Genomic DNA, 17,588 nt, shown 5'->3' with positions numbered 1-17,588 from the left:
TTGAATATTTGCTGATTTTCTAGTAGAATTAGAGTATTACATATAATAGGAGAAAAAAATTGCTAACAGTATCTGATGTTTCACTACGTTTTAGTGATCGCAAACTTTTTGATGAGGTCAACATCAAATTTACAGAAGGAAACACCTATGGTTTAATTGGTGCTAACGGTGCAGGTAAATCAACATTTTTAAAAATCTTAGCTGGTGATATCGAACCTACAACTGGTCATGTTTCTCTTGGTCCTGATGAACGTCTTTCTGTGCTTCGTCAAAATCACTTTGACTATGAGGATGAACGTGTTATTGATGTTGTTATCATGGGTAATGAAAAACTATACAACATCATGAAAGAAAAAGATGCTATCTATATGAAAGCAGACTTTACTGATGAAGATGGAGTTCGTGCAGCTGAGCTTGAAGGAGAATTTGCTGAACTAGGTGGTTGGGAAGCTGAGAGTGAAGCTTCACAACTCTTGCAAAACTTGAATATCCCTGAAGATCTTCATTATCAAAATATGAGCGAACTTGCAAATGGGGACAAAGTGAAAGTACTTCTTGCTAAAGCTCTATTTGGTAAACCAGATGTACTTCTTCTAGATGAGCCGACCAACGGTCTTGATATCCAATCTATTACTTGGTTAGAAGATTTCTTGATTGACTTTGATAACACCGTTATTGTCGTATCCCATGACCGTCACTTCTTGAACAAAGTATGTACTCACATGGCCGACCTTGATTTTGGAAAAATCAAACTCTATGTCGGAAACTACGACTTCTGGAAAGAATCTTCTGAGCTTGCTGCTAAATTGCTAGCAGACCGTAATGCAAAAGCAGAAGAAAAAATTAAGCAACTCCAAGAATTCGTTGCTCGTTTCTCTGCTAATGCTTCTAAATCAAGACAAGCAACATCACGTAAGAAAATGCTTGATAAGATTGAACTTGAAGAAATTGTGCCATCTAGTCGTAAATATCCATTTATCAACTTTAAAGCTGAACGTGAAATCGGAAACGATCTCTTGACAGTAGAAAATCTATCTGTCAAGATTGATGGCGAAACTATTCTTGACAACATCAGCTTTATCTTGCGTCCAGGTGACAAGACAGCTCTAATCGGTCAAAACGACATTCAAACAACTGCATTGATTCGTGCTATTATGGGTGATATTGACTATGAGGGAACTGTCAAGTGGGGAGTTACAACTAGTCGCTCATACTTGCCAAAAGACAATTCAGCTGATTTTGCTGGGGGTGAATCTATCCTTGACTGGCTCCGTCAATTTGCAAGTAAAGAAGAAGATGACAATACCTTCTTGCGTGGTTTCCTTGGTCGTATGCTCTTCTCTGGAGATGAGGTTAACAAACCTGTAAACGTCTTGTCAGGAGGAGAAAAGGTGCGCGTGATGCTATCGAAACTCATGCTTTTGAAATCAAATGTTCTTGTACTTGACGATCCTACAAATCACTTAGATTTGGAATCTATTTCAAGCTTGAACGATGGATTGAAAAACTTCAAAGAATCTATCATCTTCGCCAGTCATGACCATGAATTCATTCAAACATTGGCCAACCACATTATTGTCCTATCTAAAAACGGTGTAATCGACCGTATCGATGAAACTTATGATGAATTCTTAGAAAATGCTGAAGTACAAGCAAAAGTCAAAGAACTTTGGAAAGACTAAATAATACTTTAAAACTCAGTTGGATTACCCAACTGGGTTTTCTAACATTCTATGAGGTAACATGAAAACATTTTTCAGAAACTATTGGACCTATCTTATTTCTTTCATCATTCCCCTAGTGATTATGTTCGGAGTCTATCTTTCTCAAGGTATCTACTGGAACAGTGATACTTCACCTTTATTAGGAGATGGATTTCATCAATATGTTATTTTTGATCTTAATCTTCGTAATATTTTACATGGGAGTGATAGTCTATTTTATACTTTTACCAGTGGTCTAGGTCTCAATTTTTATGCCTTGTCCAGTTATTATCTTGGTAGTTTTCTATCTCCTCTTGTTTATTTTTTTGATGTATCAAGCATGCCAGACGCAGTCTATCTGTCAACCTTGTTGAAATTTGGCTTGATAGGTCTGTCAACCTTTTTTAGCTTGAGTAAAATATTCAAAAATATACCAGCCCTACTTCGATTAGCTCTATCTACCTCATATGCATTAATGAGCTTTACAGTTAGTCAACTTGAGATTAAAACCTGGTTAGATGTTTTTATTTTAATCCCCTTAATTTTAACTGGTTTACATCTACTCATAACGGAAAAAAAACGCATTCTATACTTTACAAGTTTGTCAATATTATTTATCCAAAATTACTATTTTGGTTATATGACTGCCCTGTTTTTGGTAGTTTGGTATTTTTGCCAACTTTCCTGGGATTTTAAAAGTCGCAAGTTCTCTTTCCTTGATTTTTTCCTAACATCCTTACTCGCTGGTTTAACAAGTTTCATCATGACACTCCCAACCTTGTTTGACTTAAGAACTCATGGTGAAAAACTAACTGCTATTACAAAAATAAAAACAGATGCCAGTTGGTATCTAGATCTATTCGCTAAACAATTTATTGGTGCTTTCGATACAACTAAATATGGTTCTATCCCAATGATTTTTGTAGGCCTCCTTCCTTTTATCTTAACAATTGTATTCTTTACATTAAAATCAATTAAGTTTCACGTGAAACTATGCTATGCAACTCTACTCATTATCATCATTGCTAGTTTTTATCTAGAAGCCTTAGATCTATTTTGGCAAGGAATGCACGCGCCAAATATGTTTCTTCATCGCTATGCGTGGATTTTCTCTACTCTTTTGATTTATATATCTACGGAAGTTTTAGATAGATTTAAAGATATTAAGTTATGGAATGTTTTATGCCCAATAACCTTCCTTTTATCTGGTTATCTAGCAACCATTTATTTTAAAAATCATTATTCATTTTTAACTAAATTAAATATACTCTTAACGCTTGAATTCTTAGTGGTATACTTACTGTTATTATTAGCACTTATTAAAAAACTGATTTCTCTAAAAATCTTTTCAATCCTTATTTTGATCTTTACAATAAGTGAAATTAGTTTTAATGCTTCATCTCAACTAAATGGAATTACGAAAGAATGGGGATTTGCTTCTCGTAGTACCTATGATAAAGATATTCCAAGTATGGAAGCTATTTTGGAGTATACCAAACAGCAACCAGATACATTTACACGAACTGAAAAGTTACAAACTCAAACTGGAAACGATAGCATGAAATTTAACTACAATGGCATCTCACAATTTTCATCTGTTCGTAATCGTTCTGCAAGTACAACGTTAGATAAGTTGGGTTTTAAATCTTCAGGTACCAACCTTAATCTTCGTTATGCAAATAATACTATCATTGCAGATAGTTTATTTGGAATCAGCTACAATATTTCTGAAACCTATCCAGATAAATATGGTTTTCATCCAAGCTATCAAAAAAATAATCTAACCCTTTATAAAAATCAATTCGCTCTCCCAATTGCTTTTGCTACACAGTCTCTTTACAAAGATGTCACTTTTAATGACCATACTCTTGATAACCAAACTCAATTTTTAAATCAAATTGCTGGCTTAAATGAAGAGTACTTTTATCCGATAAATCATTATACAGACTCTGATGACAATGTTGTCAATCTAAACGGAACTGATACTGAAGATGCAACTATCAGCTACAGCATTGAAGTACCTGATAATAGTCAGGTTTACCTTTCCATGACCAAGCTAAATTTTTCAAATGATAAGAAAAAGCAAGTTGACATCATTGTCAATGGTGAAAAAAAATCCTTTACCACAGATAATGTTTTTACATTTTTTAATCTTGGATATGTAGAACATAAACAAACTTTTGATATCCAAGTTAAGTTTCCAGGAAATGCTCAAGTATCATTTGAATCTCCAACTTTCTATCGCTTAGATACTAAGAAATATACGGAGGCTATACGCAAAATAAAAGAAAATCCAGTAGAAGTGAGCTCTTATAAAAATAAAGTCACTGTAAATTATAAGGTAAAGAATGAGACATCGATCTTTTTCACAATTCCTTACGACCGAGGATGGTCTGCTTACCAAAATGGTAAAAAATTACAAATTCAACAGGCACAAACTGGATTTATGAAAATTGATGTTCCTGAAGGTGAAGGAACTATTACCCTTTCCTTTATTCCAAAAGGATTTGTTGCTGGTGCAAGTTGTTCTCTTATAGCCATTATTGTCTTTATTTTTTATGATATTCAAAGAAAAAAATATTCTAGATAAAAAAACAATCGACCGAATTGGTCGATTGTTTTTAGTCTTCTTCAGCTTTTTTAGGTTGATAGACTAGCATTCCTAAAGCAACAAAAATCATTATTGTAAAGATAAGGAAAATAATCTGACTATGAATATTACCTGTCATAGAAATGGTTTGTCGAAGACCTGAAACTGAATAACTCATAGGTAACCATGGATTAATAGTTTTAAAGAATTGATTCGTCAAAGCTAAAGGATAAGTTCCTGCACTTGATGCTAATTGAAGGAGTAATAAAATTAAGGAGAAGAAGGCGCCTAGGCGAGAATTCCAGGTTGTCAATGCTGTTACCATCGCCATGAAAGCAAGACTAGTTAAAATAATCAAAGCAAAGGTTTTGAATTCGTGAACTGCAGTAAGTCCAATTAAATGTACTCCACCATAAACTAATACTCCTGCCAAACCAGCAATGATACCGTTAATTTCAAAGCGAGACTTAAACCAAGCCCAGCGACTTTCTGGATGGCGCCCAGAAGGCAATTTAGCAAAAATCATATTAGTTGAAATAGCAGCAACAAAAAGAGCAACTGATATCATATACGGAGCCATAGCAATCCCATTAACAGCAACTTGATCCGTATCAGTTTTTGAAAGACTTAAAGGATCAGCCAGTAAGTCTGCATTTGTTGGTTCAGTTGAAGCCTGTTGCAATTGCCCCTCAGCCTCTGTCAAACCTTGATTTAATTGACTTGAACCATCACTTAATTTTCCAAGTCCTGATTGTAAAATTTCAGATCCTTGAGCAAGTTGATCTGCTCCACTAGCTATTTTTTCAGAACCATTAGCTAGTTGATTTGCTCCTGAAACTAGCTGGTCTGATTTATCAGCTAATTGTTGAGAACCCGCTTGTAATTGATTAAATCCAGCAGTTAAATCTGATGTTTTATTGTTTACTTGGTTGACACCTGATGCAAGTTTATCAATTCCTGTTGCTAATTCTGGCCCATTCGCTGCTAATTTAGCAGTAGCACCTGTCAATGTAGAAGATTTTTCTGTCAACTGATTAGAGCCTTGTAGCAACTTATTGAAACTTCCTGTCAAGTTCGAATTTTTCGAACTCAGCTGACTTGCTCCTAAAGCTACTTGGTCTACAGATTTTGTATAGCTGTCAATACCAGATGCAAGAGTTTGACTAGCTGGCAATAACTGACCATCAATTGCTGTTTGAACCTGTGTTAATCCGCTTGACAAACTTGTCAATGTTGAAGAAGCAGTTGGTAATAATTGACTTGAGTGATTCTTTAATTGAGTTAGACTATCTGTTTGAGTGGTTACATTTTCTAAAGAAGATTGTAAAGTTTGAACTGTAGTTAAAATTGTTCGTGCTGACTCACTAGCAGAAGATGATTGATTAGAAACCACAGAAGTTATCTCTGCCTGTTGGTCAGGAGTTAAGCTTTGATAAGCACTCGTAGATTGAATAGCTGATAAAGTAGTTTCTTTTTCAGATTGATTTGAAGTAATGATGCTTTGTGCTGAATTTGCAATCGTTGATAGACTACTAGAAAGCTGGTTTGTTACTTGTGTTATCTCTCCACTATCTGCTGTTTGAATATTTTGAATAGCTTGATTAAATTGCTCTAAACTAGTTGCTAATTGTTTAATCTGATCTTTTTGTTGGGTTGTCCCATCTAATTGAGTAGAAAGTTCTTGAATACCTTGATTAAGTTGTGTTAATCCTGTACGTAGAGTCTCTGATTTTGTAGAAATCTGATTTGCACCTGATGATAGACTTTGAACTCCATTTGTATAAGTATCAATACCAAGTGAAAATTGATTTAATCCTGAATTGAGTTGAGAAACACCACCTGTATAGGCTTGTGTGCCTGCATCAAGTTGAGTCAATCCTGATACCAGTGCCGGTGTCTGTGAATTCAGTTGGTTTAATCCATTATCAATTTGTGAAATAGCGCTGGTATATTGATTTAAACCAGTATTAAAATTACCAAGACCAAGATTTAACTGATTTACACCAGCTGTATAGGTTCCTAAACCTGTAGATAATTGATCAGCACCATTAGAAAATGTGAGACTCGATTGAGCTAAGGTTTGAAGATTGGTTGATAAGGTTTGACTCCCATCAGAAAGCTGATTCGAACCATCAGCCAACTGTAAACTTGCATTTGCCGCTTGAGATAAACCAAGTTTTAAATCCCCCATCTTTTCAAATAAAGCTTTGGTATAAGATTGAGTAACATTAGTAGCCACAGTCTGTTTGATTTGTGTCATAGCAGAATCACTCATCTTGCTAGCAATAAAACTATGACCACTTGATGTCTGATAGTCAATCGTCATCTGTTCAGGATGATTTGTAAGGATAGAAGAAGCTTTCTCAGAAAGATTACTTGGCAACGTTACAACCATGTAATAATCTCCATCCCGCAGTCCTCTTTCTCCCTCACCTTCATCTACAAAATGAAAATCCAGGCTATTACTATCTTTTAAATTAGACACCATGTCTTCACCAATAGTGAGTTTTTCATCATTATAAGTAGCAGTTTGGTCCTTATTAACAATTGCTACAGGTAACTCCGAAAGTTTACCGTATGGATCCCACATTGATGATAAGAAAATGATATTGTAAAGAGCTGGAATTAAGGAAATTCCTATCATGACAATAATAAATGTCGGTTTTTTAAAGATTGCTTTCCATTCTTTAAACATATTGTCTCCTTTTTTAAACTACTTGTCTAAATTTTTGATATAATAGATTATACATAAAAAAATTAAAAAGACAAGATAAAAAATCTGTTTTTAAACACATTGTCTAAAATTGTTCATCTGGAGGGAACATGCAAGAAAGTAATAAACGATTAAAAACCAAGCGCATTATCGAAAATGCCATGGTAGAATTATTGATGGAACAACCATTCGATCAGATTACAACTGTTAAATTAGCACAAAAAGCTGGAATTAGCCGCTCCAGTTTCTATACTCATTACAAAGATAAATACGACATGATTGAACATTACCAAAGTAAACTATTCCATACCTTCGAATATATCTTTCAAAAACATGCTAATCACAAACGAGATGCTATTCTAGAAGTATTTGAATACTTGGAATCAGAACCGCTTCTAGCAGCTCTTTTATCTGAAAATGGAACCAAGGAAATTCAAAATTTCCTGAGAAATAAGCTTCACATCCTACTGAGCACGGACCTTCAAAAACGTTTTATGCAACTCAAACTAAATGAAGTAGAATTAGAATATAGTAGCGTCTACCTAACAAATGCTCTCTTTGGAGTCTGTCAAACCTGGATTGCCCATGGAAAAAAAGAAAGTCCACAAGAAATCACGGACTTTTTAATGAAAATGTTAGGAGATACAAATTAACAAAAAAGCTCTATAATAGTTATAGGGAATCAAACCCCTATGGATATTATGGAGCCTATTTTGTTGTTCTTATTAGACTAATACTAATTTTGCTTAGTTTTATTTTCGGACACAAATCATTCTCTTTCAATATTTTAGATATGCCTCCCCTCATTACATCGGACAAAGAATCAAAAAAAAAGGAACACCAAATTAGTGTTCCTTTCATCTGACTCCGCCAGTAGGACTCGAACCTACGACATCATGATTAACAGTCATGCGCTACTACCAACTGAGCTATGGCGGATTAAATAGTCCGTACGGAATTCGAACCCGTGTTACCGCTATGAAAAGACGATTTCTTAACCAACGGACCCTCTACCTGTAGCAGATATAACCATTATATCAATTTATCAAAAATTGTCAATTACTTTTTTTGGTTTTTAGCCATTAGTTCTCTCAATTTTTTAGTTTTTAGGCGAGAGATAGGACAACGATGATCTTCATAAAATACAACTTCCATTTTTTTACGATCAATTTCTCTCACATTACCAATATTGACTAAAAATGACTTGTGAGCTAGATAAAAACGTTGGGTTTCCTTATCCTTTTCTTGAATATCTGTCATTGTTCCATAGAATTCTTTTGCAAAATTCTTACCTACAATTCGTAATTTATGAGAAGTTCCCGTTGTTTCAATGTAGAGAATATCATGATAAGGAATACAAAGATCATTTCCTTTATAACTATAATCAAAATAATCAACGACTGATTGGTTTTCAAGTAAAGTAGTCTTAGTGTAAAGCACACAGTCGGCAACTCTATTTTTAAAAACTTGATCACTGGTTTCTTTATCAATGAAATCCAATGCTGAAACTTTGTATTTATAAGTCAAAGTAGCAAATTCAGATCGACTTGTAATAAAAACAATAATCGCATAAGGATTGCGATGGCGAATAAATTGAGCAACCTCAAATCCTTTTCTCTCAATCCCATTGATATCAATATCTAGAAAATAAAGCTGATTGACTTCATCATGCTCTACATATTCCATAAACTCTCTTACTTTTCCTGTTGTTTTATAGGAGATAGGAATATTTGTTTCCTTAGAAATTTTATTTAGAGTTGTTTCCAACCTTACTTGGTGTTCTATAATATCTTCTAAAATCAATACTTTCATATCAGTTCCCTCTTAAATCTAATCACTTGTTTAAATACATCATTATCAATTTCTGTTTCTAAAATAACATTGTCATATTTTCCTAAAATTTCTTTAACATTATTAAGTCCAAGTCCTCTATGTCTTCCTTTAGTTGAAAATCCTAATTCAAATAAATCTTCGGATTTTACCTTTCTTTTTTTACAAGAGTTTTGGATGACAACTAGGGTTTCAAGATCCAACTTGATAATAGCTACCTCTAGTTGTTTTTGATAGCTTTCAACTGCCCCTTCAACAGCATTATTGAGCAGAACGCTCATCACGCGCACTAAATCTAACAATTCCATAGATAAAGGTGTAATAATATCTTTTACCTCTAATGTGTACTCTACATCATTAGTTTTCGCATTGACAATAGATTGGGCAATTAAACTACGAAGTGCTGAATCCTCAATATTGTTCAAATCGAAATAGGTATACTTGTCTGAACGTAATTTTTGATTCGCCTTTACAAGTACTTCACTGTAAACTCTGTCAATTTCTTGTAAATCTTTACTTTCGATCGCCATTCTTAAGCTGACAAGCATGCCTGTATAATCATGGCGAAAACCACGAATTTCATTATATAAAGTAACAATCTCATCCGTGTAAGTTTGTAAATGTTTTTGCTCAAACTTCTTTTGTTCCAATTCAATCTCTTTTTCTATCTGAACTTTATGAGAATTCATGGAGAAAAAAGTCAAAAGTAGGCCAACAAAAACAATGGATGATAAAATACTTCCAAAACCATTTAAGTGACGAATCGTACTCACAATATCTGAAGTGAAAGAGACAACGTGTAGAAAAATAAATGCAAAGAGCACTTTCTTCAGAAAAGGATATAGATAGTCTTTATCAAAATATTTAAATTCGAGATGGAAATAAGACACAACAACTTTAATAACCAAATAAGTTAAGATCAGGATAAATAGAGAAAAATAATTGTTATACTTCAATGCAAACTCATCTCCTGTAATAGATGATAAGGTTACTGATAAAAAGTTATTAGTACTATTATATAAAAGAGAAAATAATAGACTGATAAAAATTCCCTTAGATTTCTCATACTTCTTAAATCCAACAAAGTAACCAAATAGGAGGAAAGGAAATAAAAATTTAGACAAACTAAAACTATCTAATTTCAAGAAATAGAGAATTATTTCCAATACTAATGGTATTAGAAATATATAAAGACTAAAAAAATATTGGTCTTTTCTAGTTGCTTTACAAACCCATTCATGAATTTTACTAATAATAAAAACATAAACAATAGCAATTACTAATCCGAATAAATTCATTATTTCCCACCTTTATTTTTACTTACTTTCTTTTTGGAAAAAGAAAATTATTTATTGTATATGGAGGTCTCCATTCCCCACCTCTGATTTCCTGCAGTTCTTTTTCGTTCAATTCTTGGAAATCTTTCATTTGAGCAAAATCTGTATTCTTTTTCATAATATAAACTCCTATAATGTTTTTCTTGTAAATTAACTTACAAAAATATTATATAAAATCTACGATTCCTATAGAGAATTATTTCTCAAATGCTCAAATTTTATTCTGAAATGTCAAATTTTTACAAAAAAAGCTGGGATTTTTTCCCAGCTTACGATTTAACACTGATCCCAGCAGGATTCGAACCTGCGACCGTTCGCTTAGAAGGCGAATGCTCTATCCAGCTGAGCTATGAGACCTTACTAATCTATCTTATCAAAAAAAGCTAGCTTAGTCAATCATCTATTTATGATAGGGAGAGCCCTGTTGAATCGAAAACGCTCTATAAATTTGTTCTACTAAGACTAATCTCATTAGTTGATGAGGAAGCGTCAATCTCCCAAAACTAACAGAGAGATTGGCTCTCTTTTTCACCTCTGGAGATAGTCCTAAACTCCCACCAATGATAAAAGTGATTGTCGAAAATCCATTGATAGAAGCCCTTTCAAGCTGCTTACTGAACTCTTCAGAAGAAAAAGTAGTTCCTTCAATAGCTAAAACAACTACAAAATCACGTTCCCCTACTTTAGCAAGAATGCGGTTCCCTTCCAACTCCAAAATCTTTTGATTTTCAGATTCGCTGGCCCGATCTGGTGTTTTTTCATCAGCCAACTCAATCATTTCTAGATTAGCAAATCGTGAAATTCTCTTGGAGTATTCTGCTATGCCATCTTTGAGATATTTTTCTTTCAGTTTTCCAACTGTTACCACTTTAATTTTCATTCTTCTATTCTAACATATTCACACTCAATTTCACATCTTATTCACAGATAAGATTTTGAAAAACTTCAATAAATTCACAGGTTTTCGAAAGTTATCCACAAGTTGTGAAAAACTTTTTGTTTTTAAGCTTGGATTAAGCTAGCTATTTTATACTTTCATTGATTAAAAAACATGGAGGCTTCTATGAAAAACTTAAAAACTAGTTCCAAAAAATGGGGACAACTTTTAGTAGTCATTCTCATTAGCTTTTTTAGTGGTATTTTAGGTACTTTTACCACATTGCAGCTCAGTCAAAAACAAAATAGTGGTACGACAACTACAACGACTGTCAGCAAAACAGCTGTAAAAAATGAAAACTCAACTACTCAAGCAGTTGATAAAGTTAAAGATGCTGTTGTATCTGTCATTACTTACTCATCAAACTCTCAAAACAGTTTACTCGGATCTGATGAAACTGATACAGATACCAATGCTGAACAAGTATACAGTGAAGGTTCTGGTGTCATTTATAAAAAGGAAGGGGATACTGCTTACCTTGTAACCAATACTCACGTTATTAATGGTGCTAAAAAAGTTGATATTCGTTTAGCAGATGGTACAAAAGTCCCTGGTGAAATTGTGGGTTCTGATACTTATTCAGATATTGCCGTTGTAAAAATTGCTGCAGATAAGGTCACAACAGTAGCCGAATTTGGTGATTCTAGTCAACTAACAGTTGGAGAAACAGCTATTGCAATCGGAAGTCCTCTAGGTTCTGAATATGCCAATACTGTGACACAGGGGATTGTATCAAGTTTAAATAGAAATGTATCTCTAAAATCTGAAGACGGACAAGCTATCTCAACTAATGCTATCCAAACAGATACAGCTATTAACCCTGGGAACTCAGGTGGTCCTTTGATTAATATCCAAGGCCAAGTCATCGGTATTACATCAAGTAAAATTGCCTCTAATGGTGGAACATCTGTCGAAGGTCTCGGTTTTGCCATTCCTGCAAACGATGTAATTAATATTATTAAGCAGTTGGAAAAAGATGGAAAAGTAACTCGACCTGCTCTTGGAATCCACATGGTTAACTTATCAAATCTTAGTACAACTGATCTTCAAAAACTAAAACTTCCTGGAAATGTTACTTCTGGTGTAGCTGTTCGTTCTGTTCAAAAAAATATGCCTGCCAATGGACATCTGCAACAATATGACGTCATTACAAAAATAGATGATAAAGCTATTTCTTCCACTACTGAATTGCAAAGTGCTCTATATAGTCATTCTATTGGAGACAGTATGACTGTTACTTACTACCGTGATGGTAAGGAAGAAACAACAACTATTAAATTAGATAAAAGTACTAGTGATTTAGATAAGTAGTTTACAGATATGTAAAGTTGCTTTACAGAATATCTAAGTTGTGTTAATGTAGAATTATGGAAGAATTTAAAATTGTTCAAATAAAAGATATTCAAAAAAATCCCTATCAACCTCGTAAGGAATTTTCAGAAGAAAAAATTCAAGAACTGGCACAATCTATTAAGGAAAACGGCTTGATTCAGCCTATTATCGTTAGAAAATCTCCAGTACTTGGATATGAAATTCTAGCTGGAGAAAGACGGTATCGTGCTTCAATAGCTGCTGGACTTTCAGAAGTTCCAGTCATTGTTAAGCAACTTTCTGATCAAGATATGATGCTTCATTCTATCATTGAGAATCTCCAACGAGAAAATTTAAATCCTATCGAGGAAGCTAAAGCATATCAATCCTTAATTGATAAAGGTTTTACCCACACAGAAATTGCTGAAAAAATGGGGAAATCTCGACCTTATATTACAAACCTAGTTCGATTGTTAGGATTACCTAAACATATCCTGACAGAAGTTGAAAGTGGTAGACTTTCTCAAGCTCATGCTAGACTCCTCATTCAATTATCAAGTGATAAACAAGATAAACTCTTGAATCGTATTCAAACTGAAAATCTCTCTGTTCGACAAGTTGAACAAATACTACAAAAAACGAAGAAGAGCAGCAGAAAAGAAAAAGACCACTTTGTCAAAGACGAAGAGCAAAAATTGAAAAAAATACTCGGATTAGATGTTCAGATTAAGCTACAAAAAAAAGATAGTGGTAAAATTTCAATTTCCTTCCATAACCAAGATGAATACCAACAATTTATTAACAGCCTGAAATAAGGCTGTTATTTTAGTATTCTTAACTAACATGGTTATCCACTGCATTTTAGTTTTTAAAAGCCCAGTATTTCAGAATCTTTCTTAGTTATCCACATTTTGTGGATAACATTTAAAAACATTGTTAATTGTTTTCCACAACTTGTGGAAAAATAATCTTATCTATGGTAAAATGATTCTATCAATAAACCTTTTAAATTCTATAGTAAAGGAGGAGAAAATCATTGAAGGAAAAACAATTTTGGAATCGTCTTTTAGAACTTGCACATGATAAATTAACTCAGTCAGTTTATGATTTCTATATTTTAGACGCAAAACTGGTTAAAGTTGAAGAAAATACTGCAACGATTTTCTTACCCCGCGATGAAATGCAGATATTCTGGGAACGAAATATCAATGGGATGCTTTTAGCAGCAGGTTTTGAAATCTATGATACTGAAATAAAAGCTCATTATATCTTCACGAAAGTTGAAGAAGCTAGCTCACAAGTAGCTTTCGAGTCTGAACCTGGCAACGATTATCAACCAAGTCAATCCACTATTCCATATTCTGAAACTGGACTCAAGGAAAAGTATACTTTCGATAATTTTGTTCAAGGGGATGGTAATGTTTGGGCTAAGTCTGCTGCTTTGGCTGTTTCTGAAGATCCAGGATTAACTTACAATCCTCTATTTATCTACGGAGGGCCTGGACTTGGAAAAACTCACTTGTTAAATGCCCTTGGAAATGAAATTCTAAAAAAGAGCCCAAATGCGCGTGTAAAATACATACCTGCTGAAAGTTTCATTAATGAATTTCTAGAGCATTTGAGACTCAATGATATGGAAAAATTCAAGAAAACTTACCGTAGTTTAGACCTCCTACTCATTGATGATATTCAATCACTTAGTGGAAAGAAAGTACAAACTCAGGAAGAGTTTTTCAATACATTTAACGCCCTTCACAATAATAATAAACAGATTGTTTTGACGAGTGACCGTAGACCTGAACATTTAGAGAGTCTGCCCGAACGTCTGGTCACGCGCTTCTCATGGGGATTAACGACAGATATCACACCACCTGATTTTGAAACACGTATTGCTATTTTACAGAGTAAGACTGAACATCTCAACTATCACTTTCAGAATGATACACTCGAATATCTGGCTGGACAATTTGACTCTAACGTGCGAGAACTCGAGGGAGCACTCAACGACATAAGCCTAATGGCCAAAGTCAAAAAGATTAACGATATCACAGTTGACATTGCAGCTGAAGCTATCCGTGCTCGTAAACAAGACGTTAGCAAAATGATCGTGATTCCAATTGATAAAATCCAGACAGAAGTTGGAAACTTCTATGGTGTTAGTGTCAAGGAAATGAAAGGAACTAGACGTGTTCAAAATATCGTTTTAGCCCGTCAAGTTGCCATGTATCTAGCCAGAGAAATGACTGATAATAGCCTTCCTAAGATTGGAAAAGAGTTTGGTGGTAAAGACCACACAACGGTCATTCACGCTCATGGAAAAATCAAATCCATGCTTGAAACAGATGATAATTTACGTATAGAAATTGAAAACATCAAAAAGAAAATTAAATAACTTGTGGATAACTTTTTAAAAAATCTCTTATTTATCCACATCTTTTAAACAAGGCTCTGTCCTTGAGTTTTCTTGATTACAAGTGTTTTTCCACAGATTTCACACGCTCTATTATTACTATTATCCTTCTAATAATAAAAAGAATAAAGGAGAATCCATGATTCATTTTTCAATTAATAAAAACTTATTTTTACAAGCTTTAAATACAACAAAGAGAGCTATTAACTCAAAGAATGCAATTCCTATTTTATCAACTGTAAAAATTGATGTTACCAATGAAGGAATTACCTTGATTGGATCAAATGGTCAAATCTCAATCGAAAATTTTATCTCGCAAAAAAATGAAAATGCAGGTCTCTTGATTAACTCTTTAGGTTCAGTTCTACTGGAAGCTTCTTTCTTTATCAATGTTGTTTCAAGTCTTCCAGATGTAACACTTGATTTTAAAGAGATTGAACAAAAGCAAATTGTCTTAACTAGTGGAAAATCAGAGATTACTCTTAAAGGAAAAGATAGTGAGCAATATCCACGTATTCAGGAAATTTCTGCAAGCAATCCTTTAGTTCTTGAAACAAAACTTCTTAAAAAGATTATCAATGAAACAGCTTTTGCAGCTAGTACCCAAGAAAGCCGTCCTATTTTGACAGGTGTCCACTTTGTTTTAAGCAACCACAAAGAATTAAAAACAGTTGCGACAGACTCTCACCGTCTCAGTCAGAAGAAATTGACTCTTGAAAAAAATAGCGATGATTTTAATGTTGTCATCCCAAGTCGTTCGCTACGCGAATTTTCAGCTGTTTTTACGGATGATATCGAAACAGTAGAGATTTTCTTCGCTAATAATCAAATTCTCTTTAGAAGTGAAAATATTAGCTTCTACACACGTCTCTTAGAAGGAAATTATCCAGATACCGATCGATTGATTCCAACAGATTTCAATACAACAGTGACTTTTGATGTTGCTAAACTACGCCAGTCTATGGAACGTGCTCGCCTCTTATCAAGTGCGACACAAAATGGTACTGTTAAATTAGAAATCAAAGAAGGAGTTGTAAGTGCCCATGTCCATTCTCCAGAAGTAGGGAAAGTAAACGAAGAAATTGATACTGAAAATGTAAGTGGTGCTGATTTGACGATTAGTTTCAACCCAACTTATTTGATTGAAGCACTAAAAGCTTTGAATAGCGAAAAAGTTACAATCAGCTTTATTTCAGCAGTTCGTCCATTTACTCTAGTTCCAGCTGATACAGATGAAGATTTCATGCAGCTCATCACACCAGTTCGTACAAATTAATGGAAAGAGGTTGAGCCTAGCTCGCCTCTTTTATGATATAATCGAAAAAGAAAAAGGAGATTAACTATGTATCAAGTTGGAAATTTTGTTGAAATGAAAAAACCACACGCTTGTACAATCAAATCAACAGGTAAAAAAGCCAATCGTTGGGAAATTACCCGTGTTGGTGCAGATATCAAAATAAAATGTAGCAATTGTGATCATGTGGTCATGATGAGTCGCTATGATTTTGAAAGAAAAATGAACAAAATCATCGACTAGGAACCCCATAGTAAGAGGGTTAGCAAGTTTTCCCTTTTTGTGTTATAATATTGAAGATTGAAATGTGAACGGAGAATGAGAAACTATGGCTTTAACAGCAGGTATTGTAGGTTTACCAAACGTTGGTAAATCAACCCTATTTAATGCAATTACAAAAGCAGGAGCAGAGGCTGCAAACTATCCTTTTGCGACCATTGATCCAAACGTTGGAATGGTAGAAGTTCCAGATGAACGCCTCCAAAAATTGACGGAAATGATTACTCCTAAAAAGACAGTTCCAACAACCTTTGAATTTACAGATATTGCAGGGATTGTAAAAGGAGCATCAAGAGGAGAAGGTCTTGGGAATAAATTCTTGGCCAACATCCGTGAAGTTGATGCGATTGTTCATGTGGTTCGTGCCTTTGATGATGAAAATGTCATGCGTGAGCAAGGTCGTGAAGATGCCTTTGTGGATCCGCTAGCAGATATTGATACCATTAACCTAGAGTTGATTCTTGCTGATTTAGAATCAGTCAATAAACGTTATGCGCGTGTGGAAAAAATGGCACGTACTCAAAAAGATAAGGAATCAGTTGCAGAATTTAACGTTCTTCAAAAGATTAAACCTGTTCTTGAAGATGGAAAATCAGCTCGTACCATTGAATTTACAGATGAAGAGCAAAAAGTTGTAAAAGGACTCTTTCTCTTGACAACGAAACCAGTTCTTTATGTAGCTAACGTTGATGAGGATGTGGTTGGAGACCCAGAATCTATCGATTATGTGAAACAAATTCGTGAATTCGCAGCAACAGAAAATGCAGAGGTAGTGGTTATCTCTGCGCGTGCTGAAGAAGAAATTTCTGAATTAGACGATGAAGATAAAAAAGAGTTTCTTGAAGCTATTGGTTTGACAGAATCAGGTGTGGATAAGTTGACTCGTGCTGCTTACCATCTACTAGGACTTGGAACTTACTTCACAGCTGGTGAAAAAGAGGTTCGTGCTTGGACATTTAAACGTGGTATGAAAGCTCCTCAAGCAGCTGGTATCATCCACTCTGACTTCGAAAAAGGTTTTATTCGTGCAGTGACCATGTCTTATGACGATTTGGTAAAATACGGCTCTGAAAAGGCTGTAAAAGAAGCTGGACGTTTGCGTGAAGAAGGAAAAGAATATGTCGTGCAAGATGGCGATATTATGGAATTCCGCTTTAACGTTTAATCAATATTTAAAATAATGT

Annotated in this window: 14 protein-coding genes and 2 tRNA genes; 9 read left to right on the top strand and 7 right to left on the bottom strand. The window is 34.3% G+C overall.

Annotated features, from left to right (window positions below; genetic code table 11):
• Positions 1–59: 59 nt before the first annotated feature.
• Together AAFQ93_RS01965 and AAFQ93_RS01960 are read left to right on the top strand one after the other, a co-directional pair.
• The gene (locus AAFQ93_RS01965) at positions 60–1,682 is read left to right on the top strand and encodes an ATP-binding cassette domain-containing protein (protein WP_045762408.1); all 1,623 of its coding nucleotides are present in this window, start codon (positions 60–62) and stop codon (positions 1,680–1,682) included.
• A gap of 61 nt (positions 1,683–1,743) precedes the next feature.
• Positions 1,744–4,293, top strand: coding sequence for a YfhO family protein (locus AAFQ93_RS01960; RefSeq protein WP_223140365.1), 2,550 nt, complete (start codon positions 1,744–1,746; stop codon positions 4,291–4,293).
• A gap of 31 nt (positions 4,294–4,324) precedes the next feature.
• Here the strand turns inward: AAFQ93_RS01960 and AAFQ93_RS01955 are convergent, their stop codons facing one another.
• The gene (locus tag AAFQ93_RS01955) at positions 4,325–6,988 is read right to left on the bottom strand and encodes a YhgE/Pip domain-containing protein (protein ID WP_223140364.1); all 2,664 of its coding nucleotides are present in this window, start codon (positions 6,986–6,988) and stop codon (positions 4,325–4,327) included.
• 128 nt (positions 6,989–7,116) lie between these two features.
• On the opposite strand from AAFQ93_RS01955, the gene AAFQ93_RS01950 reads away from it, so the two are divergent.
• Positions 7,117–7,659: a TetR/AcrR family transcriptional regulator gene (locus AAFQ93_RS01950; RefSeq protein ID WP_001158257.1), complete on the top strand. Its 543-nt coding sequence runs from the start codon at positions 7,117–7,119 to the stop codon at positions 7,657–7,659.
• Positions 7,660–7,871: 212 nt separating this feature from the next.
• On the opposite strand, the gene AAFQ93_RS01945 is transcribed toward AAFQ93_RS01950, so the two are convergent.
• The 6 genes from AAFQ93_RS01945 to rlmH form a co-directional block, all read right to left on the bottom strand.
• A tRNA-Asn gene (locus AAFQ93_RS01945) sits at positions 7,872–7,945 on the bottom strand.
• A 120-nt stretch (positions 7,946–8,065) separates the two neighbouring features.
• Positions 8,066–8,818, bottom strand: a complete 753-nt coding sequence (gene comE / locus AAFQ93_RS01940) for a competence system response regulator transcription factor ComE (RefSeq protein ID WP_049530388.1) — start codon at positions 8,816–8,818, stop codon at positions 8,066–8,068.
• Positions 8,815–10,134 carry a competence system sensor histidine kinase ComD gene (gene comD, locus AAFQ93_RS01935; RefSeq protein ID WP_045762404.1) on the bottom strand — a complete coding sequence of 440 codons (1,320 nt, stop codon included), beginning with the start codon at positions 10,132–10,134 and terminating at the stop codon, positions 8,815–8,817. Before comD ends, comE begins: the two co-directional genes overlap by 4 nt.
• Positions 10,135–10,156: 22 nt before the next feature.
• On the bottom strand, positions 10,157–10,291 hold the full coding sequence (gene comC / locus AAFQ93_RS01930; RefSeq protein WP_080936286.1) for a competence-stimulating peptide ComC: 135 nt from the start codon (positions 10,289–10,291) through the stop codon (positions 10,157–10,159).
• A gap of 165 nt (positions 10,292–10,456) precedes the next feature.
• Positions 10,457–10,530 (bottom strand) — tRNA-Arg (locus AAFQ93_RS01925).
• Positions 10,531–10,573: 43 nt separating this feature from the next.
• Positions 10,574–11,053 carry a 23S rRNA (pseudouridine(1915)-N(3))-methyltransferase RlmH gene (gene rlmH / locus AAFQ93_RS01920; RefSeq protein WP_000695942.1) on the bottom strand — a complete coding sequence of 160 codons (480 nt, stop codon included), beginning with the start codon at positions 11,051–11,053 and terminating at the stop codon, positions 10,574–10,576.
• A 183-nt stretch (positions 11,054–11,236) separates the two neighbouring features.
• On the opposite strand from rlmH, the gene AAFQ93_RS01915 reads away from it, so the two are divergent.
• The 6 genes from AAFQ93_RS01915 (at position 11,237) to ychF (ending at position 17,569) form a co-directional block, all read left to right on the top strand.
• Positions 11,237–12,421: a S1C family serine protease gene (locus AAFQ93_RS01915; protein WP_000793272.1), complete on the top strand. Its 1,185-nt coding sequence runs from the start codon at positions 11,237–11,239 to the stop codon at positions 12,419–12,421.
• Positions 12,422–12,477: 56 nt separating this feature from the next.
• Entirely contained in the window at positions 12,478–13,236 is a 759-nt protein-coding gene (locus tag AAFQ93_RS01910) for a ParB/RepB/Spo0J family partition protein (protein WP_045762401.1), read from the top strand.
• 221 nt (positions 13,237–13,457) lie between these two features.
• Positions 13,458–14,813 carry a chromosomal replication initiator protein DnaA gene (dnaA, locus tag AAFQ93_RS01905; RefSeq protein WP_045762400.1) on the top strand — a complete coding sequence of 452 codons (1,356 nt, stop codon included), beginning with the start codon at positions 13,458–13,460 and terminating at the stop codon, positions 14,811–14,813.
• Positions 14,814–14,970: 157 nt separating this feature from the next.
• A complete protein-coding gene (gene dnaN, locus AAFQ93_RS01900) occupies positions 14,971–16,107 on the top strand; it encodes a DNA polymerase III subunit beta (RefSeq protein ID WP_045762399.1) in 1,137 nt (378 codons plus the stop codon).
• Between the two features lie 66 nt (positions 16,108–16,173).
• Entirely contained in the window at positions 16,174–16,368 is a 195-nt protein-coding gene (locus AAFQ93_RS01895) for a DUF951 domain-containing protein (protein ID WP_000285188.1), read from the top strand.
• A gap of 85 nt (positions 16,369–16,453) precedes the next feature.
• The gene (gene ychF / locus AAFQ93_RS01890; protein ID WP_045762398.1) at positions 16,454–17,569 is read left to right on the top strand and encodes a redox-regulated ATPase YchF; all 1,116 of its coding nucleotides are present in this window, start codon (positions 16,454–16,456) and stop codon (positions 17,567–17,569) included.
• Positions 17,570–17,588: the final 19 nt, after the last annotated feature.

Origin of the sequence: Streptococcus nidrosiense (assembly GCF_042140045.1) — a bacterium.
In the GTDB taxonomy this organism is placed as follows: Bacteria; Bacillota; Bacilli; order Lactobacillales; family Streptococcaceae; genus Streptococcus; species Streptococcus nidrosiense.
Note: the sequence above shows the minus strand (reverse complement) of the source record. Positions and strands in the feature narration are given on the sequence as shown.

Excerpts from the sequence above, each read along its gene's own strand:
- AAFQ93_RS01960 (WP_223140365.1), top strand. The coding sequence starts at position 1,744 with ATGAAAACATTTTTCAGAAACTATTGGACCTATCTTATTTCTTTCATC.
- AAFQ93_RS01955 (WP_223140364.1), bottom strand. The coding sequence starts at position 6,988 with ATGTTTAAAGAATGGAAAGCAATCTTTAAAAAACCGACATTTATTATT.
- AAFQ93_RS01950 (WP_001158257.1), top strand. The coding sequence starts at position 7,117 with ATGCAAGAAAGTAATAAACGATTAAAAACCAAGCGCATTATCGAAAAT.
- comE (WP_049530388.1), bottom strand. The coding sequence starts at position 8,818 with ATGAAAGTATTGATTTTAGAAGATATTATAGAACACCAAGTAAGGTTG.
- comD (WP_045762404.1), bottom strand. The coding sequence starts at position 10,134 with ATGAATTTATTCGGATTAGTAATTGCTATTGTTTATGTTTTTATTATT.
- comC (WP_080936286.1), bottom strand. The coding sequence starts at position 10,291 with ATGAAAAAGAATACAGATTTTGCTCAAATGAAAGATTTCCAAGAATTG.
- rlmH (WP_000695942.1), bottom strand. The coding sequence starts at position 11,053 with ATGAAAATTAAAGTGGTAACAGTTGGAAAACTGAAAGAAAAATATCTC.
- AAFQ93_RS01915 (WP_000793272.1), top strand. The coding sequence starts at position 11,237 with ATGAAAAACTTAAAAACTAGTTCCAAAAAATGGGGACAACTTTTAGTA.
- AAFQ93_RS01910 (WP_045762401.1), top strand. The coding sequence starts at position 12,478 with ATGGAAGAATTTAAAATTGTTCAAATAAAAGATATTCAAAAAAATCCC.
- dnaN (WP_045762399.1), top strand. The coding sequence starts at position 14,971 with ATGATTCATTTTTCAATTAATAAAAACTTATTTTTACAAGCTTTAAAT.
- AAFQ93_RS01895 (WP_000285188.1), top strand. The coding sequence starts at position 16,174 with ATGTATCAAGTTGGAAATTTTGTTGAAATGAAAAAACCACACGCTTGT.
- ychF (WP_045762398.1), top strand. The coding sequence starts at position 16,454 with ATGGCTTTAACAGCAGGTATTGTAGGTTTACCAAACGTTGGTAAATCA.